The sequence below is a fragment of the Achromobacter xylosoxidans genome (genome assembly GCF_002192695.1).
Classification (GTDB): Bacteria; Pseudomonadota; Gammaproteobacteria; order Burkholderiales; family Burkholderiaceae_B; genus Achromobacter; species Achromobacter xylosoxidans_C.
In genome coordinates this window covers 1-25962 of the sequence record NZ_MTLG01000076.1, presented here as the reverse complement: position 1 = coordinate 25962, position 25962 = coordinate 1, and the positions used below count along the sequence as shown (strand labels likewise).

28 protein-coding genes are annotated in these 25962 nt (G+C 61.5%); 7 read left to right on the top strand and 21 right to left on the bottom strand.

The window, feature by feature from the left end; genetic code table 11:
* Window positions 1-58 precede the first annotated feature (58 nt).
* The 5 genes from BRO63_RS16510 to BRO63_RS16490 form a co-directional block, all read right to left on the bottom strand.
* Window positions 59-1390 carry an MFS transporter gene (locus BRO63_RS16510; RefSeq protein ID WP_088140813.1) on the bottom strand — a complete coding sequence of 444 codons (1332 nt, stop codon included), beginning with the start codon at window positions 1388-1390 and terminating at the stop codon, window positions 59-61.
* Between the two features lie 147 nt (window positions 1391-1537).
* Window positions 1538-2491 (bottom strand): N-carbamoyl-D-amino-acid hydrolase, encoded by a 954-nt coding sequence (locus BRO63_RS16505; protein WP_088140812.1) that lies wholly within the window; start codon window positions 2489-2491, stop codon window positions 1538-1540.
* Between the two features lie 18 nt (window positions 2492-2509).
* A complete protein-coding gene (locus BRO63_RS16500) occupies window positions 2510-3766 on the bottom strand; it encodes a M20 family metallo-hydrolase (protein WP_088140811.1) in 1257 nt (418 codons plus the stop codon).
* Window positions 3763-5010 (bottom strand): diaminopropionate ammonia-lyase, encoded by a 1248-nt coding sequence (locus tag BRO63_RS16495; RefSeq protein ID WP_088140810.1) that lies wholly within the window; start codon window positions 5008-5010, stop codon window positions 3763-3765. The genes BRO63_RS16500 and BRO63_RS16495 overlap by 4 nt, the downstream gene beginning before the upstream one ends.
* A 19-nt stretch (window positions 5011-5029) precedes the next feature.
* Window positions 5030-5878: a MurR/RpiR family transcriptional regulator gene (locus BRO63_RS16490; protein ID WP_082400960.1), complete on the bottom strand. Its 849-nt coding sequence runs from the start codon at window positions 5876-5878 to the stop codon at window positions 5030-5032.
* Window positions 5879-6066: 188 nt separating this feature from the next.
* Between BRO63_RS16490 and BRO63_RS16485 the strand changes: the two genes are divergently transcribed.
* Window positions 6067-6450, top strand: a complete 384-nt coding sequence (locus BRO63_RS16485; protein ID WP_088140809.1) for an I78 family peptidase inhibitor — start codon at window positions 6067-6069, stop codon at window positions 6448-6450.
* A 61-nt stretch (window positions 6451-6511) separates the two neighbouring features.
* Here BRO63_RS16485 and BRO63_RS16480 read toward each other — a convergent pair whose 3' ends face one another.
* Window positions 6512-7225 carry a phytanoyl-CoA dioxygenase family protein gene (locus BRO63_RS16480; protein ID WP_088140808.1) on the bottom strand — a complete coding sequence of 238 codons (714 nt, stop codon included), beginning with the start codon at window positions 7223-7225 and terminating at the stop codon, window positions 6512-6514.
* A gap of 268 nt (window positions 7226-7493) precedes the next feature.
* Here BRO63_RS16480 and BRO63_RS34505 point away from each other — a divergent pair, with 268 nt between their 5' ends.
* A complete protein-coding gene (locus tag BRO63_RS34505) occupies window positions 7494-7652 on the top strand; it encodes a hypothetical protein (protein WP_256943330.1) in 159 nt (52 codons plus the stop codon).
* 139 nt (window positions 7653-7791) lie between these two features.
* Here BRO63_RS34505 and cysS read toward each other — a convergent pair whose 3' ends face one another.
* From cysS to BRO63_RS33975, 3 genes are all read right to left on the bottom strand, one after another.
* Window positions 7792-9195 (bottom strand): cysteine--tRNA ligase, encoded by a 1404-nt coding sequence (cysS, locus tag BRO63_RS16470; protein WP_088140806.1) that lies wholly within the window; start codon window positions 9193-9195, stop codon window positions 7792-7794.
* 395 nt (window positions 9196-9590) lie between these two features.
* Window positions 9591-9848 (bottom strand): hypothetical protein, encoded by a 258-nt coding sequence (locus BRO63_RS33980; protein ID WP_143219482.1) that lies wholly within the window; start codon window positions 9846-9848, stop codon window positions 9591-9593.
* 318 nt (window positions 9849-10166) lie between these two features.
* On the bottom strand, window positions 10167-10619 hold the full coding sequence (locus BRO63_RS33975; RefSeq protein ID WP_143219481.1) for a hypothetical protein: 453 nt from the start codon (window positions 10617-10619) through the stop codon (window positions 10167-10169).
* A gap of 337 nt (window positions 10620-10956) precedes the next feature.
* Here BRO63_RS33975 and BRO63_RS16460 point away from each other — a divergent pair, with 337 nt between their 5' ends.
* Window positions 10957-12012 carry an RNA methyltransferase gene (locus tag BRO63_RS16460; protein WP_088140804.1) on the top strand — a complete coding sequence of 352 codons (1056 nt, stop codon included), beginning with the start codon at window positions 10957-10959 and terminating at the stop codon, window positions 12010-12012.
* A gap of 96 nt (window positions 12013-12108) precedes the next feature.
* Here BRO63_RS16460 and BRO63_RS16455 read toward each other — a convergent pair whose 3' ends face one another.
* From BRO63_RS16455 to BRO63_RS16435, 5 genes are all read right to left on the bottom strand, one after another.
* Window positions 12109-12657 carry a hypothetical protein gene (locus tag BRO63_RS16455; RefSeq protein WP_256943329.1) on the bottom strand — a complete coding sequence of 183 codons (549 nt, stop codon included), beginning with the start codon at window positions 12655-12657 and terminating at the stop codon, window positions 12109-12111.
* An 86-nt stretch (window positions 12658-12743) separates the two neighbouring features.
* Window positions 12744-13385, bottom strand: coding sequence for an MlaC/ttg2D family ABC transporter substrate-binding protein (locus BRO63_RS16450; protein WP_179215126.1), 642 nt, complete (start codon window positions 13383-13385; stop codon window positions 12744-12746).
* A gap of 84 nt (window positions 13386-13469) precedes the next feature.
* A complete protein-coding gene (locus tag BRO63_RS16445) occupies window positions 13470-14069 on the bottom strand; it encodes a hypothetical protein (RefSeq protein ID WP_143218717.1) in 600 nt (199 codons plus the stop codon).
* Between the two features lie 268 nt (window positions 14070-14337).
* The gene (locus BRO63_RS16440; RefSeq protein ID WP_088140800.1) at window positions 14338-14721 is read right to left on the bottom strand and encodes a c-type cytochrome; all 384 of its coding nucleotides are present in this window, start codon (window positions 14719-14721) and stop codon (window positions 14338-14340) included.
* Window positions 14722-14873: 152 nt separating this feature from the next.
* Window positions 14874-15824, bottom strand: a complete 951-nt coding sequence (locus BRO63_RS16435) for a LysR family transcriptional regulator (RefSeq protein ID WP_088140799.1) — start codon at window positions 15822-15824, stop codon at window positions 14874-14876.
* A 158-nt stretch (window positions 15825-15982) separates the two neighbouring features.
* On the opposite strand from BRO63_RS16435, the gene BRO63_RS16430 reads away from it, so the two are divergent.
* Window positions 15983-16903 (top strand): alpha/beta hydrolase, encoded by a 921-nt coding sequence (locus BRO63_RS16430; RefSeq protein WP_088140798.1) that lies wholly within the window; start codon window positions 15983-15985, stop codon window positions 16901-16903.
* Window positions 16904-17253: 350 nt separating this feature from the next.
* A complete protein-coding gene (locus tag BRO63_RS16425; RefSeq protein WP_143219480.1) occupies window positions 17254-17589 on the top strand; it encodes a hypothetical protein in 336 nt (111 codons plus the stop codon).
* A gap of 602 nt (window positions 17590-18191) precedes the next feature.
* Here BRO63_RS16425 and BRO63_RS34500 read toward each other — a convergent pair.
* From BRO63_RS34500 to BRO63_RS16400, 5 genes are all read right to left on the bottom strand, one after another.
* Window positions 18192-18620: a DUF6881 domain-containing protein gene (locus BRO63_RS34500; RefSeq protein ID WP_256943328.1), complete on the bottom strand. Its 429-nt coding sequence runs from the start codon at window positions 18618-18620 to the stop codon at window positions 18192-18194.
* Window positions 18621-19103: 483 nt separating this feature from the next.
* Window positions 19104-19943 carry a hypothetical protein gene (locus tag BRO63_RS16415; protein WP_088140796.1) on the bottom strand — a complete coding sequence of 280 codons (840 nt, stop codon included), beginning with the start codon at window positions 19941-19943 and terminating at the stop codon, window positions 19104-19106.
* 57 nt (window positions 19944-20000) lie between these two features.
* Window positions 20001-20612 (bottom strand): LON peptidase substrate-binding domain-containing protein, encoded by a 612-nt coding sequence (locus BRO63_RS16410; RefSeq protein WP_088140795.1) that lies wholly within the window; start codon window positions 20610-20612, stop codon window positions 20001-20003.
* Between the two features lie 9 nt (window positions 20613-20621).
* The gene (locus BRO63_RS16405) at window positions 20622-21029 is read right to left on the bottom strand and encodes a carboxymuconolactone decarboxylase family protein (protein ID WP_088140794.1); all 408 of its coding nucleotides are present in this window, start codon (window positions 21027-21029) and stop codon (window positions 20622-20624) included.
* Window positions 21030-21135: 106 nt separating this feature from the next.
* The gene (locus BRO63_RS16400; protein ID WP_088140793.1) at window positions 21136-21480 is read right to left on the bottom strand and encodes a GFA family protein; all 345 of its coding nucleotides are present in this window, start codon (window positions 21478-21480) and stop codon (window positions 21136-21138) included.
* Between the two features lie 92 nt (window positions 21481-21572).
* Here BRO63_RS16400 and BRO63_RS16395 point away from each other — a divergent pair, with 92 nt between their 5' ends.
* Window positions 21573-22001: a VOC family protein gene (locus BRO63_RS16395; protein WP_054453774.1), complete on the top strand. Its 429-nt coding sequence runs from the start codon at window positions 21573-21575 to the stop codon at window positions 21999-22001.
* 46 nt (window positions 22002-22047) lie between these two features.
* Entirely contained in the window at window positions 22048-23487 is a 1440-nt protein-coding gene (locus BRO63_RS16390; RefSeq protein WP_088140792.1) for an MFS transporter, read from the top strand.
* A gap of 64 nt (window positions 23488-23551) precedes the next feature.
* Here the strand turns inward: BRO63_RS16390 and BRO63_RS16385 are convergent, their stop codons facing one another.
* Window positions 23552-24742, bottom strand: coding sequence for a M20 aminoacylase family protein (locus BRO63_RS16385; RefSeq protein ID WP_088140791.1), 1191 nt, complete (start codon window positions 24740-24742; stop codon window positions 23552-23554).
* A gap of 57 nt (window positions 24743-24799) precedes the next feature.
* On the bottom strand, window positions 24800-25858 hold the full coding sequence (locus BRO63_RS16380) for a Bug family tripartite tricarboxylate transporter substrate binding protein (protein WP_256943327.1): 1059 nt from the start codon (window positions 25856-25858) through the stop codon (window positions 24800-24802).
* Between the last annotated feature and the right edge of the window lie 104 nt (window positions 25859-25962).

The window sequence follows — 25962 nt, the reverse complement described above, 5'->3', positions numbered from 1 at the left end:
CTGTCTGAGAGTGGCGGGCACGGCGCGCCCGCCGATGTAGAGAAGCCGCCTACCGGGCCTACCGGTTGACCAGGCTCTTCGGCACGCGGTACACCAGCACCGCCCCGATCAGCGTGAAGCTGGCCAGGAAATACATGCCCCAATCCGTCGAGCCGGTCAGGTCCTTGATCCAGCCGATGGCATAGGGGCTGACAAAGGCCGCCAATCCGGCGAAGGAATTGATCCCGGCTATGCCCGCCGCCGCGCTCTTGCCTTCCAGGAACGCCGTCGGCAGGCTCCAGAACAAGGGCGAGCACACCATGCAGCCGGCGGCCGCCACCGACAGCATGGCCACGGCCAGCATCGGGTTATGGCTGAACAGCGTGCTCAGCGCCAGGCCCGTCCCGCCCACCAGGAACGGCACGATCATGTGCCAGCGGCGCTCCCGCACCGCGTCCGAATGGCGGCACACCAGCACCATCGAGATCACCGCGCAGACGTTCGGCACCGCCGTCAGCAGGCCGATGTCCAGCAGCGACACCACGCCCGTTGAACGGATCACCGACGGAATCCAGAACGCCAGGCCAGACAGGCTGGATACCGTGCAATAGCAAATCAGCGCCATATGCACGACACGCCGGTCCTTGAGCAAGGTCAGCATCGACACGTGCTCGGTCTTGGCGGTCTTCTCGCTTTGCAGGTTCTGGCCCAGCCGCGACTTCTCCGCGGGCGACAGCCAGCGCGCATCGTCGATGCGGTCATCCAGGTACCAGAACACCGCCAGGCCCAGCAGCACCGAAGGAATCGCCTCGATGATGAACATCCACTGCCAGCCGGCCATGCCGTGCGTGTCATGGAAAGCCTCCATCACCCAGCCCGACAGCGGCCCGCCCAGGATGCCGGCGAACGGCACCGCCGTCATGAACACTGCCACGATCTGGCCGCGCCGGTTCGACGGAAACCAATAGGTCAGGTACAGGATGATGCCGGGATAGAACCCGGCCTCGGCTGCCCCGAGCAGGAAGCGCAGGATGTAGAACTGGGTCGGCGTCTGCGTCAGGGCCATGGCGGCCGAGATGATGCCCCACAGGATCATGATGCGCGCCAGCGTCTTCTTCGCGCCGATGCGGTGCATCAGCACATTGCTCGGCACCTCGAACAGGAAATAGCCGATGAAGAAAATGCCCGCGCCCAGGCCGTACACCGTTTCGCTGAACTTCAGATCGTCCAGCATCTGCAGCTTGGCAAAGCCGACGTTCACCCGATCCAGGAACGCCGCGATGTAGCACACCATCAAAAACGGCAGCAACCGCCACGCCACCTTCCGATACAGCGCATCATCCCGCGCCGCCAGGGGATCCTTGTCTGCGGCAACCGGAGGCGCCGCAATGCTCTCGACTGACTGGTCCATATTTTCACCTTGGGGTCTGTATTTTTTTAGGCCGAACGCTCCCCTGCAGACGCTCGGGGCGCCCGCATGCTGTTTTTTATGGGAAGGGAACGTCCGGGCCGGTTATGCGGACGGTCTAACGACAGTCCACGCTGGCCGCGCCGCAGGTCAGGCGGTTGTCGCCGCCTCCAGCGCTGGTTCTATCGCGCCTCTGCGTTCCGTGATCAGGCCGTAAGCCTCGGGACGCCGGTGGCGGTCGAAGTTGAAGGTCGTGCTCTTGTAGGACAGGCACAGGTCCAGGTCGCAGCGCGCGATCGCCAGCTCATCGCCCTTGGTCGAGCAGGCGGCGACGATCTCGCCCGACGGCGCGATGATGCAGCTGCCGCCTATCATCTCGCAGCCCTCTTCCTTGCCGGCCTTGGCCACGCCCACCACCCAGGTGCCGTTCTGATAGGCGCCCGCCTGCATCACCAGATGGTTGTGGAACATGGACAGGTCGTCATGCTCGGGCGCAGGCGGATTGTGCACCGGCGTGTTGTAGCCCAGCAAGATCATCTCCGCCCCCTGCAAGCCCATCACGCGATAGGTCTCGGACCAGCGGCGGTCGTTGCACAAGGCCATGCCCATCACGCCGCCAAAGCCGCGCCAGACATCGAACGATTCGCCCGGTTCGAAGTAATGCTTCTCCAGGTGCTGGAATGCGCGCCACGGCTCGTGCTCGGCATGCCCGGGCAAATGCACCTTGCGGTACTTGCCGATGATGTCGCCGTTCTGGTTCACCAGGATCGACGTGTTGAAGCGGCGCTTGACGCCCTGCTCCACAGCCAGCTCCGCATAGCCCAGGTAAAAGCCTATGCCCAGCTTGCGCGCGGTCTCGAACAGCACCCGGGTCTGCGGACCCGGCATCTCGCTTTCATAGAACGCGTCGATCTCGGCCGGATCTTCCATGTACCAACGCGGGAAGAAAGTCGTCAGCGCCAGCTCCGGAAAAACCACCAGCTGGCAGCCCATGGCATGGGCCTGGCGCAGATGCGCGAGCAGGCGCTCGACGACGTCGCGACGCGAGTCGCTGCGCTGGATCGGCCCCAGCTGCGCGGCCGCGACATTGATGATGCGTGACATGTTCAGTCTCCTACGGTTTCATTGTTCTGCGAGTTCGAGCATCAATTCCAGCAACACGCCGGCGCCCGCCTCGATATCTTGGTCATGCGTGAATTCGGCGACGTTGTGCGACAGCCCGCCCACGCTGGGAACGAACACCATGCCCGTCGGGCACATGCGCGCCAGCATCTGGGCATCATGCCCGGCGCCGCTGGGCAACCGCCGCACGCGGTGTCCGCGGCTGCGCGCGATGTCCTCGACCCGGCCGACGATGGCCTCGTCGAACGCCACCGGCGCAAAATCGGCCAGCACCCGATGGCTCAGCTCCACTCCCTCATCCGCCGCAGCCTGCGCCGCGTACTTCATGCAGCGCGCAATCGCCTCCTGCAAGGCCGCGCCGTCGGTATTGCGCAGGTCCAGCGTGAAGGTCGCGCGGTTGGGAATGACGTTGATCAGGTTGGGAAACAGATTCACCTGCCCGACAGTCGCCAGCTGGCCCGCCCCCAACTCGACGGTCAGATCCCGGGCAAAGCACGCGATGCGCGCCGCCACGATGCCGGCGTCATGGCGCAACCCCATCGGCGTGGTGCCGGCATGGTTGGACACGCCGCGCACGGTGAACTCGATCCAGTGGATACCCTGCACGCCCGTCACCGCGCCGATGGTGTAGCCCTCGTGCTCCAGCACCGGCCCCTGTTCCACGTGCAGTTCGACAAAGGCGTGCACCTGGTTATCGCCTACCGGAGCCGTCCCGGCATAGCCGATGCGGGCCAGGTTCTCGCCCACCGTGGTGCCGTCTATGCCGACCGTGGCCAGCGCATCCTCCAAGGCCAGGTCGCCCTGGTACACCAGGCTGCCCATCATGTCCGGCGCAAAGCGCGCGCCTTCCTCGTTGGTGAAGAACGCCACCGCTATCGGTCTTTCAGTGACCACGCCTGCGTCGTTCAAGGCCGCGACCACTTCCAGCCCGGCCAGCACCCCCAGGTTGCCGTCATAGCGGCCGCCGGTGCGCACCGTGTCGATGTGCGACCCCGTCATCACCGGCGGACTGGCCTTGCGACCAGCACGCAAGCCCACCACGTTGCCGATGCCGTCCACCGTCACGGCCAGGCCCAGTTCGCGCATCCATTGCACCACCAGATCGCGTCCCTGCCGGTCCGCGTCCGTCAGCGCCAGGCGGCAGACGCCCCCGCCCTCGATGGCGCCGACCTGCGCCAGGTCGGCGATGCGGCGCAACAGCCGGGCGCCGTCGATCCGCACAGCCTCGCGGCCGGCCTCAAGCGTGGCGCCAGTCATGCCACGGCCTCGGCTTCGACCTCGGCGGCGCTCTTGCCGACGATGCGTTGATACAGTTCCGGGTCGGTCGCCCCTTCGCTGCCGAACACCAGCACGCGGCTGTCGGCATCCAGGCCCAGCGCATCGCGCACCGCCGGATCCGCCAGCGCCGCCAGGCAACCGGTCAGCCCCGCCACGGCCGATTCGCCTGCGACGATGGGCGCGTCGCCATACTTGCCGCCAGCCAACAGACGCACCGTCTCCAGCGCCGCCTCGTCATCAACCGTCAGGAAAGCCTGCGCGCCGGGATGCAGCACCTCCCACGCCAACAGCGACACTTCCCCGCAGGCCAGCCCGGCCATCACGGTATCCAGATCGCCGTGCACCGCTACCGGCTTGCCAGCGCGGGCGCTCTCGTACAGGCAGGCCGCCTTGTCCGGCTCCACCACGATGAAACGCGGACGGCGCTCGCCCAACTGCTCCCAGAAATGCGCGCAGACCGCGGCAGCCAGCCCGCCCACGCCGCCTTGCAGGAACACGTGCGTCGGCAACTCGCCATCACCCGCCTCGCGCAGCTGGCGCAATGCCTCGTCGGCCATCACGGCGTAGCCCTGCATCACGTCCTTGGGCACCTCCATGTAGCCGGGATACGACGTATCCGAGACCACATAACGCCCAAGCCGCGCCGCGTCTTGCGCCGCCTGGCGCACTGAATCGTCGTAGTTCCCCGGCGTGCGCACCACCTGCGCGCCATATTGCTCGATCGCCCGCTTGCGGCCTTCGCTGACGGTCGCGTGGATGTAGATCACGCATTGGCAACCAAAGCGCTGCGCGCCCCAGGCCACCGAACGGCCGTGGTTGCCGTCCGTCGCGCAGGTCACCGTCATGGCCTGGGTCAGTTCCCGATAGCGGCCGGACAGCAAGTCCTCGACCGACAGATCGACGCGCCCCAGCTTGGCCGCCAATTCCCGCAGCAATTGGCGGCTGACGGCGTACGCGCCGCCCAGGGCCTTGAAGCTGCCCAGTCCGAAGCGGCCGCCCTCGTCCTTGTACCGGATGCCCGCCACGCCCGCGGCGCGCGCCAGGCCAGACAAATCCCGCAGCGGTGTCGGCTGATAACCCGGCCAGCGGCGGATCTGCGTCTCGGCAAGCGCATAGGCCTGACCGCCCAGCACGTCGAGCTGCCGTTGGCCGTAAGGCGCGGCGGGCTCAAAAGCCGGGTTGGGCGTGTATTGCAGCCGGACGTTCGGAATGGGATGGTTCAAGTCAGTCTCCTCTTGGAATTCAGCGATGCAAGTCGCCGTAGTGTTCGTGCAGGCGTTCTATGTTCTGCAGACGTTCGCGCGCGGCCGCCCCGAGCTTCCGGGCCAGGGCCGAGCACAAATGATTGATGACGCTGGTGGCCGCCACGTAGGAATCGAACACGGCCGCGCCGCTGTTCACGCAGCGCAACACCAGGTCCGAGCGCGCGGGCAATTCAGTCGCGGTAGGATCGGTCAGCACCACGACCTTCGCGCCCACCCGGTTCGCATGTTCGACGATGGGCTTGAGCAGCGTGACGCGCCGCCGGAAATCCATCACCAGCAGCACATCGTCAGGCCCCAGATCAGCCAGATCTTCCGCCAGGTTCAAACCCGCGCCCGGCACCAGCGCAACGCCGTCGCGCAGCTGCGTCAGCAAGGCCCAGGCGTACTGCGCCAGCACCCGCCCATTGCGAAAGCCCGCAATGCAGATGCGGCGAGCGCCGGCAAACAGCTCGATGGCCCGCTCCACATCGCGGCTGTCCAGGCGCTCGAAGGTCTGCGCCAGGTTCTGCAAGTCCGTGGCCAGATGTTCGGCCAGCGCGTCGCCCGTCGCGTCCGGCGGACGTACGCCCGCCATCTCGTACAGCGGCGATCCACGATCGGCCTCATCGCGCGCCTGCGCCCGTACTTCGTTGAAATTCTCGTACCCCAGACGCCGGAAGAACCGCCCCGCCGTCGCCTTGGACACGCCCGCCTTCTGCGCCAGCTCGGCGCCCGAATAGGCCGCGATATTGCCCAGGCACTCCAGGGTCACGCTGGCCAACCGCTGTTCGCTGTCCGTGAAGCTGTCCTGCAGCGCGAGGATGCGCTCCTGCAACACCGAAGTCATGATGATCCCGCCTATGAAACTATGGTTTCAGAAATATATTCTCATGAAACTTTAGTGTCAATGCGAAATTTGGATCATCGCGCTTAGGGTCAGGAACGCCGCTTGCAGCCCTGCCCGGCCCAGGTCACAGCGCGCCCGCGCTGGTCTATCATGGCTTTTTTCAGACGTGTTGTTGTAAGGAGCGTTACATGATCCGAAAGCTGATCCCTTTCCTGCTGGTCGCCAGCCTGACCGCGTGCGCCAACACCGGCGCCCCGCGCTCGTCCAGCTCGCCAGCGGCGTCCAGCTCCTCCAGCTCCTCGTCCTCCGCTGACGCCGGAACCAGCTATGGCGGGTCGTCCTACAGCGGGTCGTCCATGAGCGGCGGCAAGACCTGCGACGCCGCGGCGCTGCAATCCCAGATCGGCCAGAAGGCTACTGCGTCCGTCATGGAAGACCTGCGTACCCGCAGTGGCAGTGCCACCGCACGCATGCTGCGTCCGGGGCAATTGGTCACGATGGAGTACAACGCTACGCGCTTGAACCTGATCGTGGATGATAAGGACGTAATGACTGCGATTCGCTGCGGTTGATTGCAGGTCTGGCCGGCGCAAAAGACGAGCGGTGGAATCCGCCCCCCAGCAGATCCCGCCCCTATCTGCTTGCGCGCGGACCGAAACGCGTCGTGGCCATCATCCTGATACGGCTGGACGAATTGACGGATGGGGTGTGCAGTACGCGCATATCCATCAAGAAAACATCGCCAGCCCGTCCCGACATCTCGATGATCTCGGTGTCGGATGTGCTGAGAACAACTTCCAGATCACCTGGCGTTTTCAACGATCCACGAAGCCTCCCGGCCGCTACACCCGCCACGCGATGAGAACGGGCCAGCGCTAAAGTCGCGCCCCCGTGTTCGACAACGTCATCGATCAGATAGAACACCTGGACGCCGGGGATCTCGGCGCCGGATTTCGCAGCCAGGTCAACGTGCCAGTTCAGGCTGCCCAGAGACCATGGCCCTTGATGAGGCAGAGACAGCAAGGGCTGCGTGCCTAGGCCGGATTGCGGGGCTCTGCCGGTCAGGTCAGCGATGGCGTTGCGAATTTCCGCCGTGTTCAGCGCTTCATCCAGATCCGCAATCTTCACCATCGAGGATAGCTTTGCGATCTGCTGAAACGGCGACAAATCGTTCAGTGAACTGCCTAGGCTTTTTCCACCGGCCCAGACCTTGAGCCGCGATAGCTCTCGCAGGATGCGCTCCCGAAGCGGCGTCAGACAGCGCTTGGAATGTGCACCGCTCAATCGCAAGTACCCTTCGCGATGGAAAAAGTCGAGCTGTGATTGGTTGAGAGTTCTGCCTGTCATGTTCGAGACTTTCGTGGAACGGCTTCTATCTGGACAGTCGTAAACGTCATTTCCAAACTCTGTTTCGGGAGCCATCGTGGCGACTGACACGGAGCAACGTAAAATGTCAGGTCTCCAGCCTCCACTTGCTTCCCTTATGAACCTTGAACGACTCCGTCGCGAATTTCCCGACTTCGACATAACAACCCTGCCGACCCTGCCCGAAGGGTACGTCGATGCGTCGAGCTACATCGATGCAGCGCCTTCATTCGAGAACGAGGAGCGCGGCTTGAAAGTGTATGTCGACTACGCCAACTATGCCGACCGCGAATCCGGCAGAAGCCAGCGCTTCTGCGTTTCGCGCTACGACGAGGAAGCTGGCGACTACGAAGACGTCGCCCTGTCGACCAACGATTGGGCCGAAGTCTTGCGCTTCCTGAGCGCCTGAACGCTCTCGCCGGGGGGCGATCGGTTTCGGCTCCGATCGTCGGATGATCGCCCCCGCGACCGCTTGCGCTCCCCAACCCACAACGGTCAAGCGAGCCTGTGCCAGCCGGACATTCAGCTCGGCGCCCATGCTCTTACCACTAGATACTGATATCCGTCGGGAGCGTGGCGATTTCAATCAGGCGTTGCCCGTCGTTGCCATCCTCGACTCTCCAGCCTCGGGTATTTAACAGCTTCCGTATCTCATCGGCTTTTGCCCAGTTCTTTGCCTCTCGGGCTTGCGCGCGTTCACCGAGCAGCACCCGGATACTTTCCGGAATGTCAGACGCAACTGGGTTCCAATCGCGTAACCCGAGGCCCAGTACCAAATCAAAGCTGTCCACAGTCGCTTTCAAGGTCGCAGGCGGGAGCTCGCTCTTGACGAGTTCCCATAGCACGGCCAATGCCCTCGGCAGATTCAGGTCATCATTCAATTCGGCGTTGAAGCGCGCGACGAAATCCGGATCGATGCGGCCCCCGTCCGACCAACCAGCATAGAGATGCCGCAGCCGGTTCAAGGCTGTCTGCGCTGCACCCAGAGACGCCCAACTGAAATGCAGTTTGCTCCGGTAATGCGCTGTCATGCACAGGTAACGATAGGCAAGCGGATCGATATTCCGACTGCGCAAGGTCTGCAAGCGCACAAAATCCCCGCTCGACTTCGACATCTTGCTGTCGGCATTGAGTGTTAGAAAATGTCCGTGTATCCAGAAGTTCGCAAGACGAGTGCCGTGGGCCGCTTGTGTTTGCGCAATTTCGTTGCTGTGATGCACGGCGATATGGTCTTCTCCGCCACAGTGGATGTCGAACCAGATGCCGAGGTGTTTCGCCGACATGGCAGAGCACTCAATATGCCAGCCCGGAAATCCACGCCCCCATGGGCTATCCCATTCCATCTGCCGCGCCACGCCCTCCGGACTGAACTTCCATAGCGCAAAATCGGTGATGTTCCGCTTCGCGCCAAGCGCGACGCGCTTGCCCGCCTGCAGGCCGGCACGGTCGAGCCGGGCCAGAAAGCCGTAGTCATCCTGTTTGCTTGTGTCGAAATAGAGACCGTCGTTGGTCCTATACACGTAGCCGGACCGGTCCAACTCGTCGATAAACGCGATCTGTTCGGCGATGTGATCGGTCGCGCGGCACCATACCGTCGGCTCCAGCAAATTAAGGGCATGCCAGTCCGCGACGAAGGCCTCGGTGTAGCGCTGAGCAATGGCATATGCGGACTCCCCGGTCCGCCTGCTACCTTTTTCCATCTTGTCTTCGCCTTCGTCGGCATCCGAAGTCAGATGACCGACGTCGGTGATATTCACGACGTGACGGACCTCATAGCTGTTGCGCATGAGTACCCGGCGCAGAATATCTTCAAACACATACGTTCTTAGATTGCCAATATGCGCATGGTCGTAGACGGTCGGTCCGCAGCAATACATGCCGACGTGGCCAGCGTGGATAGGCGTGAACGGGCGCACGGTACGCGACCAGGTGTCATACAACGCAAGCGGCATCAACTCTCTCCGTATCGAAGGGCGCAGGCAAAAACAAAAAAGCCGCCGGTTTTGCAACGGGCGGCCAGAGGCGATTGATTCAACGTGTAGCTAGTTGCTAGACGCAGCTTCCCCTCGGCATGTTCTGACAACATGCATGGGCCAGCGAAAAGAGGGATTTGGAGCCGGTAGTCATGCCTGCAATCCTAGCGGCTTTTGGCTGTGCAGGTCAATACTGGCGAATGGACCGGTTTCCGCGATGTCTTCCGAATAACCATTCGTGGCCGTAAGCGACCGCTCGCCGGCCGGGATGCATCAAACTTCAGAAAAAGCGTATCGGATTACAATTTCTCAGCTCTTAGATAGCGAAATTGTAGCCTGACACCTTTTTTCCTGCGCCGGCGCTCTGCCTTCCGTCATTCTTCGGCACAAGAGAAAAACCAATTACCAATATCGCCATTATGTTCCAGCATGAAATACTCTCCGTTCACTCGCAACTGATATGATCGAGTAAAAATTCCATCCGTGAAATCCTCAACAACTGCGCCATATTGTTTCTTGAAGAATTCCAATAGTGAATCAAAGAAATTCCAATCACTGACACCATCAACATGGTATTCGACCAATGTCCCCGCATCAGATTTTATCTTATGTACAATCACATTCTCGCTCATAACCCCCCCAAGCACCGATTGCTTCGCCCTCAAAAAACAAGTACCAGACTAAAATTTTGGCAGTTCAGGCGAAAAAACAGCCAGACACCTTTTCGGACGAAAACAAGAATATCAACTATCGCGTCCTAGCATTTCAGCGAATTTTTCCCAATCCGGCGCTATCGATTCGGCACTAATAGGAATTTCTGCATTTACCAATTTCTGCAATTGACTGATAGTTGAAGCCGAGGCAGCGGCTGGCCCGGTCCAATCTCTTTTGCCAATGGAATCCAATTCCACTCCTTACGGATTTTGCAGTTTTTCCGAGCATCAATCTGCTCAATCCATACGGACATGAAAATTCTGCTCACGAATATCTCTCTGCAGTTTTCCTCTGCCGTACAGCCCTGCCAGAAATTCTTCCTCCGTCCATCCCTGCGGAACGATAAGATCTTCACCGGGAAATTTCAGCTCATCCCTTCTGGCTTTAATCTCTTCGATCTTTCCCGCAAGCTCCCCCGCTCCTACAAAGACTGCTATTGCACCATGCAAGGCCACTAGAAAGTTCCCACCGGCAATACTCTTGACCCTGAAATCCGTCAAATATCCAGCCTCGCTCAATGCCAAGCGTGCATTCCTGCAATTATCGTCGGATTTTTTAATGAACAAGAGAGTTCCGTTCTTCATGATCGAAACCCCTCCCCTATTGGAGACGAGGGGACCAATCGCTTCTTCTATGTCACCCAACGGCACCGTATTTACGGGCTCCCACTTGATCTTAGGATCTTCCATTCTTACCTCGATGATTTACGGCATCAGACTTTTAGAGGGTTCTGCATAATCTCAGAAAACGAAATTTAAAACATTGACTCATTGCCAGGACACAGGAGAAAGCCCTGCATTTGCAGATTATCAGGGCACGGCCACTCTCAATTTTATGTCTTTCAAGCAAGGCGTCAAACTAAGACTTCTCAGCGTCGTAGTGGCAGACGAAACGCCTTTTTGTTCGCGATTTGCCGGCACCAGGCCACGCGGCAGTTATCGATCTTCAAAATCTTGGCAGTAACGGCCAACGAGACCACCCACTCTCCAACGTCCCATTCCATGGGCAGGGTAAAATCCGCCCCCCATGCGCTACTCCGACTTCGACAACCGCCTCGCCGCTCTCGGCGCCCTGCCCGTCCATCGTGGCCGGATCCTGCGCGTCTGGCTGCAAGGCCAAGCGCTCGACACCGGTACGCGACGCCGGAGCGCCGAGCACTTTCTGCCGCTCGCGCTGCGCGACGCCGTCCCCGCCTTGACGGCAGAACTGGACGCCCTCGCCCGCGTCCGCTCCGAACACGCCGGCAACGACGGCTCGCGCTTGCTGGTCGAACTCGCCGACGGGCAGATGGTGGAAAGCGTGCTGTTGCCGCGCGACGGACTCTGCGTCTCCACCCAGGTCGGCTGCGCGGTCGGCTGCCGCTTCTGTATGACCGGCAAGAGCGGCCTGATCCGCCAGGTCACGAGTATGGAAATCCTCGCCCAGGTCGTGCTGGCGCGGCGTCAGCGCGCGGTGAAGAAAGTCGTGTTCATGGGCATGGGTGAACCGGCGCACAACCTCGACAACGTGCTCGAAGCCATCAATCTGCTCGGCACCGAAGGCAATATCGGTCATAAGAATCTCGTGTTCTCCACCGTAGGCGATCCGCGCGTGTTCGAAGCCCTGCCTCAACAACACGTCAAGCCCGCACTGGCGCTGTCGCTGCACACGACCAAGGCCGAACTGCGCTCACACCTGCTGCCGCGCGCGCCGAGAATTGCGCCGGAAGAACTGATCGAACTGGGCGAGAAGTACGCGCGCGACACCGACTATCCGATCCAGTATCAATGGACGCTGCTCAAAGGCATCAACGACGGCGACGACGAACTTGATGCGGTCGTGCGTCTGCTCAAGGGCAAGTACGGGGTGCTCAACGTCATTCCCTTCAATAGCCTTGAAGGGGATGACTATCAGCGGCCCGATACCGAGCGCATCCGCGAGATTGTCCGCTCTCTGCAAAGCCGTGGTGTGCTGACCAAGGTGAGGAATAGCGCTGGGCAGGATGTGGATGGGGGCTGTGGGCAGTTGCGCGCTCGGGCTGTTGGCGCGGCGCAGGTGGTCGAACTGCGCAGAAAGCGCACTACAAAGGCGGAAGCCGCTTAGGCTCGGACTGTCCGCCGCTGGCCGTGGGCAACCTTTTCGAGAATTCTGATCGCGCCCCAGAGCGGATTTTTGATCTTTCCGAAAACGGCCGTTCCGCTAGCCTGCACTGGAAAAAATCGTTTCACTGGTCGCATAGTCGAACCGATAAATGGTCCGACCAAAATCTACCGCTTCGATATGGTCAGGTAGCAAGCGAAAGCCTTCGGAAAATATGTCGGCTCCGGAAACCTGCCAGATCGGATCACCATGTAGTGATAAACGTGCAATCTCCAGTTCTCCGTGCGAAATGAGCGCTGCCCGATCCGGATCCCAGTAGACACCGAAACATGTCGCGGTATCGACCTGAGTTGACCAGACTAGCTGAAAGGGCAATTCCAGCGACAGGCACGCCACGCGATCGCCGACAGCCAGATAAAGCTTATCGTCAATCACCACTGCCGAATGCTCATGTACCGCGGAGCATCCTCCGGCGGCGCCAATGACTAAGACGCTGCGACCATTTAGCCCGAGACCATGGATAGACGTCAGCGAGTCGTTCGAAAGACGCATTTCACGGGGATACGAATGCACATTGTCTTGTGACCCGAACGAATAGGTGGATTCATCCACAATTGTGATCAACCCGTATTGCGTGTCCAGATCCATTCGCACTTTCAGTTCTCGCTTCCGCGCATCAAGGAAATCCCCCCACACCATGAGCGCCAATGGTCAGCGGCGGAATACCAGCCAGATCAGCCATCGACTCGCGCGCGAAGCTCTTCCAGCAATTTTTCGACCGAACCAGCCTTGATAATGGAGCTGAAGTTCGAATGATAGACCTGCTGAACGGACATCCCGCTCACATGCATGTCGACCACCTGCCACCTACCATCAATATAAAGAAGTTGAAACGCCATGGTGAACTCATTGGCCTTCGATTTCGCCGAATAGTAAATGCAGTCTGCCGTTTTCAGCGTGAGGCAGGTGATCTGATACACAGTAGCCGAGCCGGGCTTACTTCGGAACATCTCCCCAGCCTCCAACACGAACTGCGAGGGCAACGGGTTTTCGAAGGCGCCTTGGAGGGTCCTCATCAGGAACCGGCTATAAAGATCAACGGCTTCTGCCTGCCTTGACGCTGACATCGATCCCCACGCTGGTCCCAGTACAACTCGCGTCATGGTCTCGGTTGCTACCAGGCGCTTGAAGGTGGGGCCAACACGCTGAGCGAACGCTTGCCTGGTCTCCTTCTGCGGGCTCGCTGTAGCTAGAAGTGCCGCTGCAACCTTCTTGGCATCGGCATCCGGTTTTTGAGAGGGCTGCGCGGTTCCACTTCCGGGCGATCCCATCAAAAGCAAGCCCAGCAGCAGAAGTTTCGGAAGTACGTTTTGCATCTTTTTCATCCAGCAGCCGTGGAGAATGCACGCGTCCTACGCAAGACGCCTGTGCTCGGTGAGCAAACCGCGGGTCGCGGGGCGCTACTGTTTAGCGTTCGCGGCATCCCCGCCAGGCTTTGCAGCGTTGCTGCCAGCCTTTAACTTCGCGCGTTCCGCGTTGCAGTCAAGTTCCAGCACCACTTTCCCCGTGTCCTTTTCCGTGACCTTCGACGCAAGCTTCAAGTCTTTCGGGTTGCCCCGGTCCTTGCATGCTTCGTATGCATAGCCTTTTGCGGAAGCGAGTAGCAACCCAGGATGGCGCGGAGCGGTAACCGCCGCTTTCCACTGGCCGGATTGTTCCTGCCAGTACGCCTGATACTTCGTGGTGTCCTGAGGCGGGCTTATTGCTGCCTGACGTTCCTTGGTTTTAGCTCGCTCCGCGTTGCAGTCCAGTTCCAGCATGACCTTGCCGGTAGCCTTCTCCGTCACTTTCGCGGCACGGTTCCAAAGCTTGGGATTACCGCGATCCAAGCAAGCCCGATGCGCCGCCCCTTCTGCAAAATTCAGATCTGTCCCGGGTTGGGTTGCCGCAGGCCCCTTCCACGCTCCCGCAGGATCCTGCCAGGTGGCAATGTATTGCGCGGCAGCCGGACCCGTCAGCAGCATGCCTATCACGCCCGCACCGCATAGCCAATTCTTCATGATCGCCCCCCCCATTCATTTTTTGAACGAGTAGGTTATTCGTGATTGCGGTGTAAGTAACTAGCTCGGAAGGAGCAATCCAATCCTTCCGGACGATATGGCTGCGCAGCCGTAAGCTCCCGCTTCCTGCCCCAAACCATCAAGTCGGTCGAATCTGATGCAGGCCATCTCGTCCGCCCTGATCCGGATCGCAAACACTGACCAGTCGCAGCCCAGGCGGCTCGACTTCGAACGAGTTAGATAGCGCAGCCAGCCGGTCAACGTGCCATCATCGGCTTTTGGAAATCACATCGCTCATGTACTTGTTCAAATCGCGAAAATCCTGAACGGTCCAGGAGTGCGGCGCCAGCTTTACGCCGTTCTCCTTCAAGGTTCTCGGAATCAGATCTCCGTTCGGACGAAGTATTACCGACGAGACGATGACGCCCGGATACTCATTGAGTCGCTTTTTGAACGCAGCCGTTGTGAGGTCGGGCGTGGGCGGGTTGCTTTTCTTGGCCAGTGGCCCCGTGGCCTTGATATCTGCACCGTGGCACATCGCGCATCTCTGGATGTAGAGATTCTTCCCGTTGACGCTTTGTGCGAAGGATGGTGATGGTTGAGTCAACACCAACGCTCCTAGCGTGGCGAGGACTAATTCTCTTGCTTTCATTTGGCCTTGTCGTATCAGGCAAATTGGCGGGCCGCCGAGTATAGACTCGTAGCAAGAAAATTGGTGCCGGACCACAGTTCCGCGGCCCAGTCAGTGCATTTTTTAGTCCGACCACCTTCATCTCAGGCTGACGGTCGGCGCGATCAAGCCGCTCAGTACCCACTCTCCTTCCCGAAAAGGGAATTCCGCAGGCTTGTCATGCCCTCGCGCTTCTCGACCAGAAAATCGATCAACGCGCGTACCTTGGCCGGCATCTGCGCCCGAGTTGGCGCATATATATAGAACCCCGCGAAGGGCTTGCACCAGTCGTGCAGCACACGCACCAGCGCGCCAGAGTCCAGATGTTGCCGGACGGCGATGTCGATATGCTGCATGAGTCCGGCGCCTTGCAACGCGGCACGGATCATGCCGTCGTCGTCGTTGGTGATGATGCGGCCCTGAGGCTCCACGGTGAACGCATGCCCGCCGGCCTCGGGAGAGGTGAATTCCCACGGATGGATCGCACCCCGCGTCTGCCTGAAACGCAGGCAGTTGTGCCGGGACAGGTCTGCCGGCGTGACGGGCAAGCCATGTTGCTCGAAGTACGCGGGCGTGGCCACTACCGCCATTTCCAGCGCTGGCGTGATCGGCACCGCCACCATGTGTTCGGCCAGGCTCTCGCCTATGCGTATGCCGGCATCGCAGCCTTCTGCCACGATGTTGGCCAACGCATCGTCCATGACCAGTTCCAGTTGCAGCCTGGGGTAGCGCGTACAAAACTCCTGCAAATGGGGTTCCAGCAGCGTTTTTGCCGCTACGCGCGAGGTGTTCACCCGCAGCAGCCCGGAGGGCTCGTCATGCATGTCGTGCATGGTGCGTACCGTGCGCTCCACCGCGATCAATGCCGGGTACCACACGTCATAGAGACGCTGGCCTTCTTCGGTGAGCGACATATCCCGCGTCGTGCGGTACAGCAGCTTGACGTTCAGGCGGCGCTCCAGTGCCTTCACGTTCTGCGAAAGATTGGCGCGGGAAACCCCCATCTCGGCTGCGGCTTTGGTGAAGCTGCGGTGATGCGCCACATGGGCGAACCAGGCCAGGGACGGAAGCAGTGACGGGTCCATTCATCGCTCATTGTCAATTTAGAAATACTACTGTAGTTCGGATTGAGGGCTATGGCTAACCAAATGCACGGCGTACAGTGCATCCATCGGGCTTGGGCTTGCGCCTTCAGAGAAAAGTGGCCCGGCAATTCCTACTCAGCGGCCACCAGGAGCGCACCATGCAAAGCGTCAAGATCAAGCACACCTATTGGGACATCGCGGCGGACCTGCACTTCCCGCCGGACTTCGACAAAAGCAGGAAGTACCCAGCAATCATCAGTGCGCACCCCATAGGAAGCTGCAAGGAGCAGACCTCGGGCAATGTCTACGGCGAGGCCCTGGCCAAGGCAGGTTTCGTCGTCATCGCCTTCGATGCCAGCTTCCAGGGCGCCAGCGGCGGCGAACCGCGTTTCATCGAAGACCCCACGCTGCGCGTCGAGGACTTTCGGGTGGTGTGCGACTACCTGGTAACGCTGCCCTATGTGGACGAAGAACGCATCGGCGTGCTGGGCATTTGCGGCGGCGGCGGCTACTCCATCAACGCCGCCATGACCGAGCGGCGGATCAAGGCCGTGGGCACCGTCACGGGCGCCAACTATGGCCGCCTGATGCGCGAAGGCTTCAGCGGATTTGACCCGATCGGCGCGCTGGAGGCCATGGCCAAGCAGCGCACGGCAGAGGCCCGGGGGGCCGCACTGCGCGTGGACGACCTGCTGCCGCCTTCGCCCGAGGCTGCCAAGGAAGCGGGCATCAAGGAAATCGACGTGCTGGGCGCCACCGAGTACTACCGCAGTGACCGTGGCCGCGCGCCCAATGGCCTGAACCGCGCGCTGTTCTCGCACCAGTCCGCAGCCATAGGCTGGGATGCTTTTCACCTCTGCGAGACCTTGTTGACGCAGCCCCTGATGGTGGTGGTCGGCGATCAGGTCGGGGCTTTTGGCGCTTACCGCGACGGCTGCGAGATCATCGGCCGCGCCGCCTCGAAGAAGAAGGAACTGGTAGTGGTCGAAGGCTGGTCGCATTACGACCTGTACGACAAGCCCGAGCCGGTCGGCCAGGCGTTGACCAAGCTGATCCCCTTCTATCAGGAAAACCTGTAAACGCAGGCAGAGCGCGAGCGGCCAGATTGCCCGCTGGGTCGTGCAGATGCTTGGCGAAGGCAAGGATCTCGAACAGCCCCTGCTGGTGCGCGATCCCAAGAAGCTCACCAGCGCGGATCCCGCCAACGCCAGGATCGCCATCGGCGATGCGATGGACTAGAAACTGCTACCCCAGCTCATGGAGGGGCAGGATATGGTCTATGCCAATCTCGCAGGGAATCAATGCTGTCTATTATTTTATATCGCTGGAATAAATTATTATGGGTTAAAATATTTAATGCTAGAAAACAAGTTGCGAGCAAAATGACAGCCAGATGGCTTAGCCACACATTGAGGTCTGGAGAGAGTTTATGAATATTGAAGGCGTAGCTGCAGAGTTGCGGAGCAGTGGAGCAGAATTTGTTATGGCGCTGCAAACTACCAAGGAGATCAAACGGGAAGCATTCGAGCGTCTGGATAAAGCATCCAGAGAGCTAGCGAGGCTACTAAAAGGAGCAGAACAGTTGCCACGAGAGATTGTCAATGACCTCTACATCACTGCAAAGATCCTTGAGAACGAAGCCCCGTACTCGAAAGATAGCGCCCTTGTCAGCCAGATGGCGGGCACGCTTTTTATGACCTTCGATATAATCCTCCTCGGCGAGTCTCACGAGGACTATCCCCCAGGCATACCAAGGGTGTGTTAGATGTAAAACTGCTACTAACGTGCTCTTTGTGGCATTCTTCGGTCTACAGCCAGTGCCGCAACACAAGCCCCGGCCGCATGTCCGAGCAGGGGCTTTTATTTATTTTCTTCAAAACATCTCGGGCAGAAAATTTTGAGAATTGAAATCTGGTTATTTTTCACAATAACGAGGAGCTCAACTCTCTCGCCCTAGCAACTCACAGAACTTATCCCAATTCGGCGCTACCGGTTCAGCACTATCCATGCCAGCGATCATATCAACGTAGATAACCGCGAACGGTGCAGGATTTTTCAAATCGAAGCCAATGAGTTCGCCCCCACCGTTTCCACCTGTTGGGAAGAAGCCCTCCGTGACCCACTCCTGATGTCACCTTTCGGGCACCTCGCGCAGAATCATCCCAACGTCATCCAAGCACGCGTTATAGGGTGCAACCGGTAGAGGCCATTCGCCTCCATTGCTCACGGCGAGGAACTCATAGTAACCACTGGAGATTTCTGCATTTGCCAATTTCTGCAATTGGCCTAGGGCTGAAGCCGACGCGCCGCCGCACCCCTTCCAATCTTGCTTGTCAGGGTAATCCATTTACCCTCATCTTGAACGCCTTAGCCTTTTCGCAACCATATTTTATTGAAATCATCTCTCGATATCTCCTTCAACTCAAATTGCTTATCACTGGAGATCTCCTCATTGCTAGGAAGCGGCTCTGTACTAAGCTCGCACCCTCCTTCGCTATAACCTTCATCAGCGAAGTGCATGCGCCCATCTCGCAGCACCTCCACCTTCCTCACCTCGAAGCCATCAGCATCGATCTCGCTATATATCAAAAGAGGCTCATCCAAATAGTCATGGATCCATCTCACCTTTAAATATCTCATCTCCTCCGCGCCCCCGCTCTTCATTGTTATTCCCTCCAAGTTCGACACAGTCTCGCTAAGAACCACACAGACACTTTTGTCCGCGGTGACGGCACGCGAGCCATCCCGACCGACGATTTTCTCTACCTGGCCCAAGTCATTGAGTCCTTGCGCCACGATGAACTGGTCGTTCTTGCCGCGTTCATTCGCGCTAAGCAGCAGCGTGAGACATCTCGACCGGAAGCGCAAACATCAGCCTCCGGAACGAAGTACACGCAGATCTCTGGCGCATATATACCCATAGGGACTCAGCCAGATTTATTCGCCGCCATGACAATTATCACGACGAGTGAGCATCCCAAACCGTACAGGGCAAGTGCGCTAAGGACTAGGACGGAATAGGCAAGCCTTTCGGGAATGCTGGCTTTCCTCCATTTTTCCAGAAGCTCACGCCTGTGCTGGCTTCTTAACAGCACGAATGGATTAACCGTGCGTAGCAGTTCAACGACAAATTCTAGGAAGGCCTGATGCATGAATATTGCGAACCGACTAAGGGGCAGGCGTTACTAGTCGCATCGGCGACCGACGGAAGCACGCCTTTAAGCTGAACAAAACAAAGCCCGCACTTGCCAATCAGTTCCCCCTTTTCCACCTAGGCCCTCAATCATCCCCTCCCCCCGACGCATTCCTCGCCTCCGCCAAGGCCACCGTCAAATGCATCACCTTCTTCTTCAACTGATCCCTTTCATCCGTCAGCCGAGTCAGCAATTCCCGTAACCGCGCCACCTCAGCCGGCAAATCCGCAATATTCTCAATAGGAATATCCGGCACAGCCTCGCGCGGCGGCGGCGCCTTGGCCTGGCGTACTTCGCGGGCAGCCTGCTGCAATTCCTTCCTGCCGCCAGCCACGGCCGCAGCCTGACGCTCAGGCGGCAACGTCGCCACCGCCGCCGCAGCGTTGATGGAGATAGCCCCATCCTTGACCGCCCGCACCAATTCCGGCGCCGCGGCCTTCTGTATCTTCTCGATCTGCCCCAAGGTATTGCTGCTGATCCGCGCAGCCCGAGCCAACGCCTGCCGGCTCAGCGCCTGGGACACGGCTGCCGCCGGCAACGGCGGCGGTTCGCCGGAGTCTTCGTCCCAAGGCGGATCGTCGGGCGCGGGCGCCGAGGCGGTACGCGCCTGCAGGATTTCCTTCTTGCGCAGCGCCAGCACCCCGCGCTGGAAGTCGGACACGCTGCGCCGGCCCAGGTGGTTTTCGATCATCCAGAGGTGCACGTCCTCGATGGATTTGAACGAGGTGTTCTGACGGGTCTCGAACGGAATGCCATGCTTCATGCAGAGCGCATGGCGGTTGTGGCCGTCGACCAGCAGGTCGCCCCATAGCACCAGCGCATCGCGGCAGCCTTCGGCGAGCAGGCTGCGTTCCAGCGCTTCGCGCTCGTCGTCGGTCAAGGGGTCTATGTAGGCGCGCAGGCCCTCGTCTATCCTGATTTCCATGGTGTCCAAATACGGTTACGCCCAGCCCGGTACCTATACGAGGCCCCGGCATCTGTCCTAAGCCAGCCCCTGCCCCCGCAGCACGTCCTGGATTGCCGCCAGGCGCGCCACCGGGTCGGTCATGGCGAGCAAGGCGGCTTTATCGTCGGGCGGCAGTGGCAGCAGTTCGCACCAGCGGTCGGCAACCCAGCCGCTGTCATCGAGCCGGAACGGCGGGCCCAGGGGCATTCTTTCGGGGGACACGCCGTCTTGCTGCCATTGGGCCACCAGGCGCCCCAGCGCGTCGGCGCTGGGCTGCATGGCGGCCGGCACAGGTGCGGGCGGGTCGTCGGGAATGGGCTCGGCCTGACCCATCCAAAGGCCGTATTTTGCCACCTCGCTGGAAAGCAGCCGGAAGCGGCTGGTGCCGACGCAGCGCAACTCCAGCAGGGCCGGCATGGGCGCGTCCCAGTCTGCGATGCGCGCCATGGTGCCGACGGGGGCCAGGGTCTCCGTGCCTTCGGGTGTGCGGACCTCTTGGCCCGACAACAGGCCGACCACGCCGAATTCGCTGCCGTCCGCGATGCAGCGGCGGATCATGTCCAGGTAGCGCACCTCGAAGATGCGCAGGTGCAGCACGCCTGCGGGGAACAGCGCGTTGGATAGCGGAAACAGCGGGATCAGAGACATGGCGGCCTCCTATGTCACGATGAATGCCTCGTCGACGGGCACCTGCATGGCGGTGACCATGGCATTGGTCTGCGCGGCCATGCCGATGACGCCCAGCAGTTCGGCATGCTGGCCGTCGGTCATGCCCTTGGCGCGGGCGGCGGCGGTGTGGGAGTGGATGCAGTAGGTGCATCCGTTGGCGGTGGACACGGCGATGTAGATCATTTCACGAACCAGCGGCGAGAGTTCGCCGTCCGCCATCATGACCTGCTTAAGCTGGCCCCAGACGCGCTCCAGCTGCGGCGGATCGTTGGCCAGGGCGCGCCAGAAGTTGTTGATGAAGTCCGACTTGCGCGTGGCGCGGATGTCCTCGAACACGGCCCAGGCTTGCGGGCTTTGGCGGACGTCGTCGTCGGACAGCAGTTTTACGGTGCTCATGCGGCGCTTTCCTGAAAACTAGTTCAAATCGATGAAAAGACATGTCACGCGCTCGCCATATCGCGCGGCGCGCGCTTGCCCTATGATGTAGCGCGGTTCGCGGCGCTCAGACGCTGCGGCCGTCGTACGGGATGCGGGGCCAGGCGTTCAGATCCACGTTTTCCAGGCAGCGCACGTTCACTGCTGCTGTCTCTTCGCCCTTGGCGCCCACGCCGAAGCCGAATGGCGCGCAGCCGCAATTGGCGCAGAAATGGTGTGAAATCACGTGCTTGTTGAACCGGTAGGTCGACATGCCGCTGACGGGCGTAGTCAAGCGCACGCCGGCGCGGGGCACGAACCACAGCAGATAGCCTTTGCGGCTGCAGTGCGAGCAATTGCATTCCAGTACCTGGGACGGTTCGCCATCGACTTCGAACGCGATCTGTCCGCAATGGCAGCTTCCTTTCAGCATGGCCGGGCTCCTTCGTTAACGTCGGGTCGGGCTTCCATCATAGAGCGGCGCCGGCCGTCATGGCGCGGTCCGTTCGTCACCCTGGAGACATCATGCCCCAACTATCCGCCTACCTCAGCTTTGACGGCAATTGCGCCGAGGCCATGCACTTCTACGAGCGCGTGCTGGGCGGGCGGATGGAGGCCATGATCCGCTATGCGGACGCCCCGCCCGACGCCGCCATGCCGGTCTTGTCGGACGAAGACGCCGGCCGTATCATGCACGCCCGCCTGGGCCTGGACGAGCAGACGCTGATGGGCAGCGACGCCACCGCCGGCCATCCCTATCCCGGCAAGCAGGGCGTGGCGCTGGCGCTGGCCTATCCCACGGTTTCAGACGCGCAACGCGTCTTTGACCTGCTGGCCGACGGCGGCAGCATCACCATGCCGCTGCAGAAGACCTTCTGGGCCGAAGCCCATGGCTCGCTGATAGACCGTTACGGCACGCGCTGGATGGTCAGCGGCGGGCGCGTTTCCCACTAAAAGAGCAAGACGGCGGATCGAGCCGCCATCCACGGAGCAACAACTGATGACGCATGGAATACATGGCAAGCAACGCTGGTGGGCGCTGATGGTGCTTTGCCTGGGCGTGTTGATGATCGTGCTGGACACCACCATCGTGAACGTCGCCCTGCCCTCCATCCGCGAAGACCTGCATTTCACCGAGACCTCGCTGGTCTGGGTGGTGAACGCCTACATGCTTACCTTTGGCGGCTTCCTGCTGCTGGGCGGGCGGCTGGGCGATCTGCTGGGACATCGCCGCATGTTCCTGGTGGGCCTGGTGGTCTTCACCGTGGCCTCGCTGGCCTGTGGTCTGGCGCAGAACCAGGCCCTGCTGATCGGCGCGCGCGCGGCGCAGGGGCTGGGCGGCGCGGTGGTGTCAGCGGTGTCGCTGTCGCTCATCATGAATCTGTTCACCGAAACCGGGGAACGGGCGCGCGCCATGGGCGTGTATGGCTTCGTCTGCGCGGGCGGCGGCAGCATCGGCGTGCTGCTGGGCGGGCTGCTGACCAGCGCGCTGTCCTGGCACTGGATCTTCCTGGTGAACCTGCCGATCGGCGTGATGGTCTATGCGCTGTGCCTGCGGCTGATTCCGGCCGCGCCGCCGGCCGCCGCGGGCGCCCGGTTGGACGTGGCCGGCGCGCTGAGCGTCACCGCCTCGCTGATGCTGGCGGTGTATGCGGTGGTCAACGGCAACGAGGCCGGCTGGACGTCGACGCAATCCTTGACCCTGCTGGGCGCGGCGGCCGCGCTGATGGTGCTGTTCCTGACCATCGAGGCGCGCGTCGAATCCCCGCTGATGCCCTTGGGGCTGTTCCGCCTGCGCAACGTGGCCACGGCCAACGTTGTCGGCGTGCTGTGGGCCGCGGCCATGTTCGCGTGGTTCTTCGTATCGGCGCTGTACATGCAGCTGGTGCTGGGCTACAGCCCCATGGAGGTCGGTCTGGCCTTCCTGCCGGCCAACCTCATCATGGCGGCGTTCTCGCTGGGCCTCTCGGCCAAGCTGGTGATGCGCTTTGGCATCCGTGGGCCGCTAGCCACGGGGCTGTTCATTGCCGCGCTGGGGCTGGCCTTGTTCGCGCGCGCGCCGGCGGACGGCAGCTTCGCAGTCGATGTTCTGCCAGCCATGTTGCTGCTGGGTCTGGGCGCGGGCGTGGCCTTCAACCCGATGCTGCTGGCCGCGATGAGCGATGTAGAGCCTAGCCAGTCCGGCCTGGCGTCTGGCGTGGTGAACACGGCTTTCATGATGGGCGGCGCACTGGGGCTGGCGGTGCTGGCCAGCCTGGCCGCGGCTCGCAGCGCGGGATTGGCAGCGGCTGGCGCGGCGCCGACCTTGGCGCTGAATGGCGGCTATCAGCTGACCTTCCTGGCGGGCGCCCTGATCGCGGGGCTGGCCGCTGCGCTCAGCGCGCTATTGGTACGAACACGCAACCACGAACTGTCGGTCCAGGCCGGTTCGACGCACTGACGCGGGATAGTCGCGGCGGGCGGGCGGACGGGCGCTGTCCTGCCCGCCCGCAACGCCATTGCCGCTACTTGCGCGGCATCCAGTTCTCAGCCAGCTTCACGAAGGCGCTGGCGCCGATGGGCAGCAACGCGTCGTTGAAGTCGTAGCTGGTGTTGTGGACCAGGCACGGGCCTTCGCCATGGCCAGGCTCGCGATGATCACCTTCGCCATTGCCGATGAAGCAATAGCTGCCGGGCACCTCTTCCAGCATGAAGGAAAAGTCCTCGGCCGCCATGATGGGCGCCTGCACCAGCACGCGCTCCTGCCCCACCACCTGGGTCAGCGCGTTGCGCATGAAGGCGGTCTCGGCTTCGTGGTTGATGGTCGAGGGATAGTGCCGCGTAAAGACGAATTCACATTGCGCGCCGAACATGCCGGCCACGTGCTGCGCGACCTCGCCCATGCGGCGCTCGATCAGGTCCAGGGTTTCGCGGGTATAGGCGCGCACCGTGCCGCGCAGTTCGCAGGTGTCGGGGATGACGTTGACCACGCCGCCCGCCTGCACCGTGGTCACCGAAATGACCGCCGTCTCCAGCGGCTTCTTGTTGCGGCTGATGATGGTCTGGAAGGCCTCGATCATCTGGGCCGCCGCAGGAATGGGATCGATGGCCAGATGCGGCATGGCCGCGTGGCCGCCCTTGCCGCGGATGGTCACGTGGAATTCGCTGTTGGACGCCAGCACCGGCCCTGCGGACGAGGCAAAGCAGCCGACCGGAATGCCGGGCATGTTGTGCATGCCGAACACCGCTTCCATGGGGAATTTCTCGAACAGGCCGTCGCGCATCATTTCGCGCGCGCCGCCGCCGCGCTCTTCGGCGGGCTGGAAGATCAGGTACACGGTACCGTCGAAGTTACGATGGCGCGCCAGATGCTGGGCCGCGCCCAGCAGCATGGCCGTGTGGCCGTCGTGGCCGCAGGCGTGCATGACGCCGGGATGCTTGCTGGCGTGGCTGAACTGGTTGACCTCGTGCATGGGCAGCGCGTCCATGTCGGCGCGCAATCCCAGCGTGCGCCCGGAGTCGCCGTTGCGGATCACGCCCACCAGGCCGGTCTTGCCAAAGCCCCGATGCACCGGGATGCCCCAGCTTTCCAGCAGCTGCGCCACCAGGTCGGAGGTGCGGTTCTCTTCGAACGCCAGTTCCGGATGCGCATGGATGTCCCTGCGGATGTCGCGGATGGACGGGGAGTTTTCAACAATCTCTTCGATCAGGTTCATAAGATGCTGCGGGCTCCGCAAGCGGAGCCCCGGATACCAGGGTTGGAAGTAGGAAGTTCAATCGGGCTTGATGCCCAGCTTGCGCAGCACGGGACCGGAAGTGTCCCGCTCGGCCGCGACGCGCTGGGCGAAGGCCGCCGCCGCCAGATGGTACGGCAAGGAGCCGTGGCTGGCGTACATCTGTTTGAGCGCGCCGTCCTGCTGCGCGCGGCCGATTTCTTCATTGAGCCGCTGCACGATGGCGTCCGGCGTGCCGGCGCGCGCCGCCACGCCCAGCCACACCGCGCCCTCGAAGCCCGTGAATTGGCTGGCCGCCAGCGTCGGCGCCTTGCCGAAGGCCGCGTCGGGCACGGTTTCGCTCATGGCCAGCACGCGCAGGCGGCCCTCCTTGACCATGGGCTCCACCAGGGCGGTGCCGGCGAAGTAGATTTCCGTGTCGCCCGCCAGCACCGAATTCAGCGCACCGGTGCCGGTCTTGAACGGCACGTGCATGATGTCGACGCCGGCCTGTTCGCGCAGCATCTCGAACAGCACGTGGGGCGGGCTGCCGTTGCCCGAGGACGCGTAGTTCAGCCGGCCAGGCTTCTGCCGTGCCAGCGCCAGCAACTGGTCCAAGGACTTGGCCTGCAGCTTGTCATTGACCGTCAGCGCCATGGGGATGACCGCCAGCGGGCTGACCGGCTGCAGGTCGCGCGCCGGATCGTAGGTCAGGGCCGGAAAAATGTAGGGGTTCCACACCAGGTGGGCGTTGGTGACCAGGGCCAGCGTGTGACCGTCGGCCGGCGCGGATTTCAGCTGCTGCATCGCCAGCATGCCGCCCGCGCCCGGCTTGTTTTCGACCACCACGGGCTGGCCCAGGGCATGGTGCAGGCGTTCGGCCAGGGGCCGGGCGAACAGGTCCGGCAGGCTGCCGGGGCCGCCGTTGACCAGGATGGTCACGGGCCGCGACGGCCAGTTGTCGGCGCTGGCCACGGGGCTGGCGGCCAAGGCGGCCAAGGCGGCGGCGCAGGCCGCAATATGACGCAGCACCGATCGCAGCAAAGGCCGGCGGGCGGGCGTATCGGACAGATTGCGGGTGCGCAGCCGGGCATGCCGGACGTCGTGTAGCCGTGTCACTGCTAGTCTCCTGGCGCGTCTACCGCCGGCTGAGTGCCGATCGTGATCGCGACGCCTTTTTTCTACGATAAGCAGCATAAATCTCGGCGTCAATAATTTTTATC

Bases quoted from the DNA above. Each gene is read 5' to 3' on its own strand.
- BRO63_RS16415 (WP_088140796.1), bottom strand. From the start codon at position 19,943: ATGGAAATCAGGATAGACGAGGGCCTGCGCGCCTACATAGACCCCTTG.
- BRO63_RS16450 (WP_179215126.1), bottom strand. From the start codon at position 13,385: ATGCAAAACGTACTTCCGAAACTTCTGCTGCTGGGCTTGCTTTTGATG.
- cysS (WP_088140806.1), bottom strand. From the start codon at position 9,195: ATGCCGCTTGCGTTGTATGACACCTGGTCGCGTACCGTGCGCCCGTTC.
- BRO63_RS33975 (WP_143219481.1), bottom strand. From the start codon at position 10,619: ATGGAAGATCCTAAGATCAAGTGGGAGCCCGTAAATACGGTGCCGTTG.
- BRO63_RS16385 (WP_088140791.1), bottom strand. From the start codon at position 24,742: ATGAACCTGATCGAAGAGATTGTTGAAAACTCCCCGTCCATCCGCGAC.
- BRO63_RS16490 (WP_082400960.1), bottom strand. From the start codon at position 5,878: ATGACTTCGGTGTTGCAGGAGCGCATCCTCGCGCTGCAGGACAGCTTC.
- BRO63_RS16500 (WP_088140811.1), bottom strand. From the start codon at position 3,766: ATGACTGGCGCCACGCTTGAGGCCGGCCGCGAGGCTGTGCGGATCGAC.
- BRO63_RS16390 (WP_088140792.1), top strand. From the start codon at position 22,048: ATGACGCATGGAATACATGGCAAGCAACGCTGGTGGGCGCTGATGGTG.
- BRO63_RS16405 (WP_088140794.1), bottom strand. From the start codon at position 21,029: ATGAGCACCGTAAAACTGCTGTCCGACGACGACGTCCGCCAAAGCCCG.
- BRO63_RS16510 (WP_088140813.1), bottom strand. From the start codon at position 1,390: ATGGACCAGTCAGTCGAGAGCATTGCGGCGCCTCCGGTTGCCGCAGAC.
- BRO63_RS16410 (WP_088140795.1), bottom strand. From the start codon at position 20,612: ATGTCTCTGATCCCGCTGTTTCCGCTATCCAACGCGCTGTTCCCCGCA.
- BRO63_RS16430 (WP_088140798.1), top strand. From the start codon at position 15,983: ATGCAAAGCGTCAAGATCAAGCACACCTATTGGGACATCGCGGCGGAC.
- BRO63_RS16505 (WP_088140812.1), bottom strand. From the start codon at position 2,491: ATGTCACGCATCATCAATGTCGCGGCCGCGCAGCTGGGGCCGATCCAG.
- BRO63_RS16455 (WP_256943329.1), bottom strand. From the start codon at position 12,657: ATGGATCTGGACACGCAATACGGGTTGATCACAATTGTGGATGAATCC.
- BRO63_RS16460 (WP_088140804.1), top strand. From the start codon at position 10,957: ATGCGCTACTCCGACTTCGACAACCGCCTCGCCGCTCTCGGCGCCCTG.
- BRO63_RS33980 (WP_143219482.1), bottom strand. From the start codon at position 9,848: ATGAGCGAGAATGTGATTGTACATAAGATAAAATCTGATGCGGGGACA.
- BRO63_RS16435 (WP_088140799.1), bottom strand. From the start codon at position 15,824: ATGGACCCGTCACTGCTTCCGTCCCTGGCCTGGTTCGCCCATGTGGCG.
- BRO63_RS16445 (WP_143218717.1), bottom strand. From the start codon at position 14,069: ATGAAGAATTGGCTATGCGGTGCGGGCGTGATAGGCATGCTGCTGACG.
- BRO63_RS16480 (WP_088140808.1), bottom strand. From the start codon at position 7,225: ATGACAGGCAGAACTCTCAACCAATCACAGCTCGACTTTTTCCATCGC.
- BRO63_RS16440 (WP_088140800.1), bottom strand. From the start codon at position 14,721: ATGAAAGCAAGAGAATTAGTCCTCGCCACGCTAGGAGCGTTGGTGTTG.
- BRO63_RS16395 (WP_054453774.1), top strand. From the start codon at position 21,573: ATGCCCCAACTATCCGCCTACCTCAGCTTTGACGGCAATTGCGCCGAG.
- BRO63_RS16400 (WP_088140793.1), bottom strand. From the start codon at position 21,480: ATGCTGAAAGGAAGCTGCCATTGCGGACAGATCGCGTTCGAAGTCGAT.
- BRO63_RS16485 (WP_088140809.1), top strand. From the start codon at position 6,067: ATGATCCGAAAGCTGATCCCTTTCCTGCTGGTCGCCAGCCTGACCGCG.
- BRO63_RS16425 (WP_143219480.1), top strand. From the start codon at position 17,254: ATGAATATTGAAGGCGTAGCTGCAGAGTTGCGGAGCAGTGGAGCAGAA.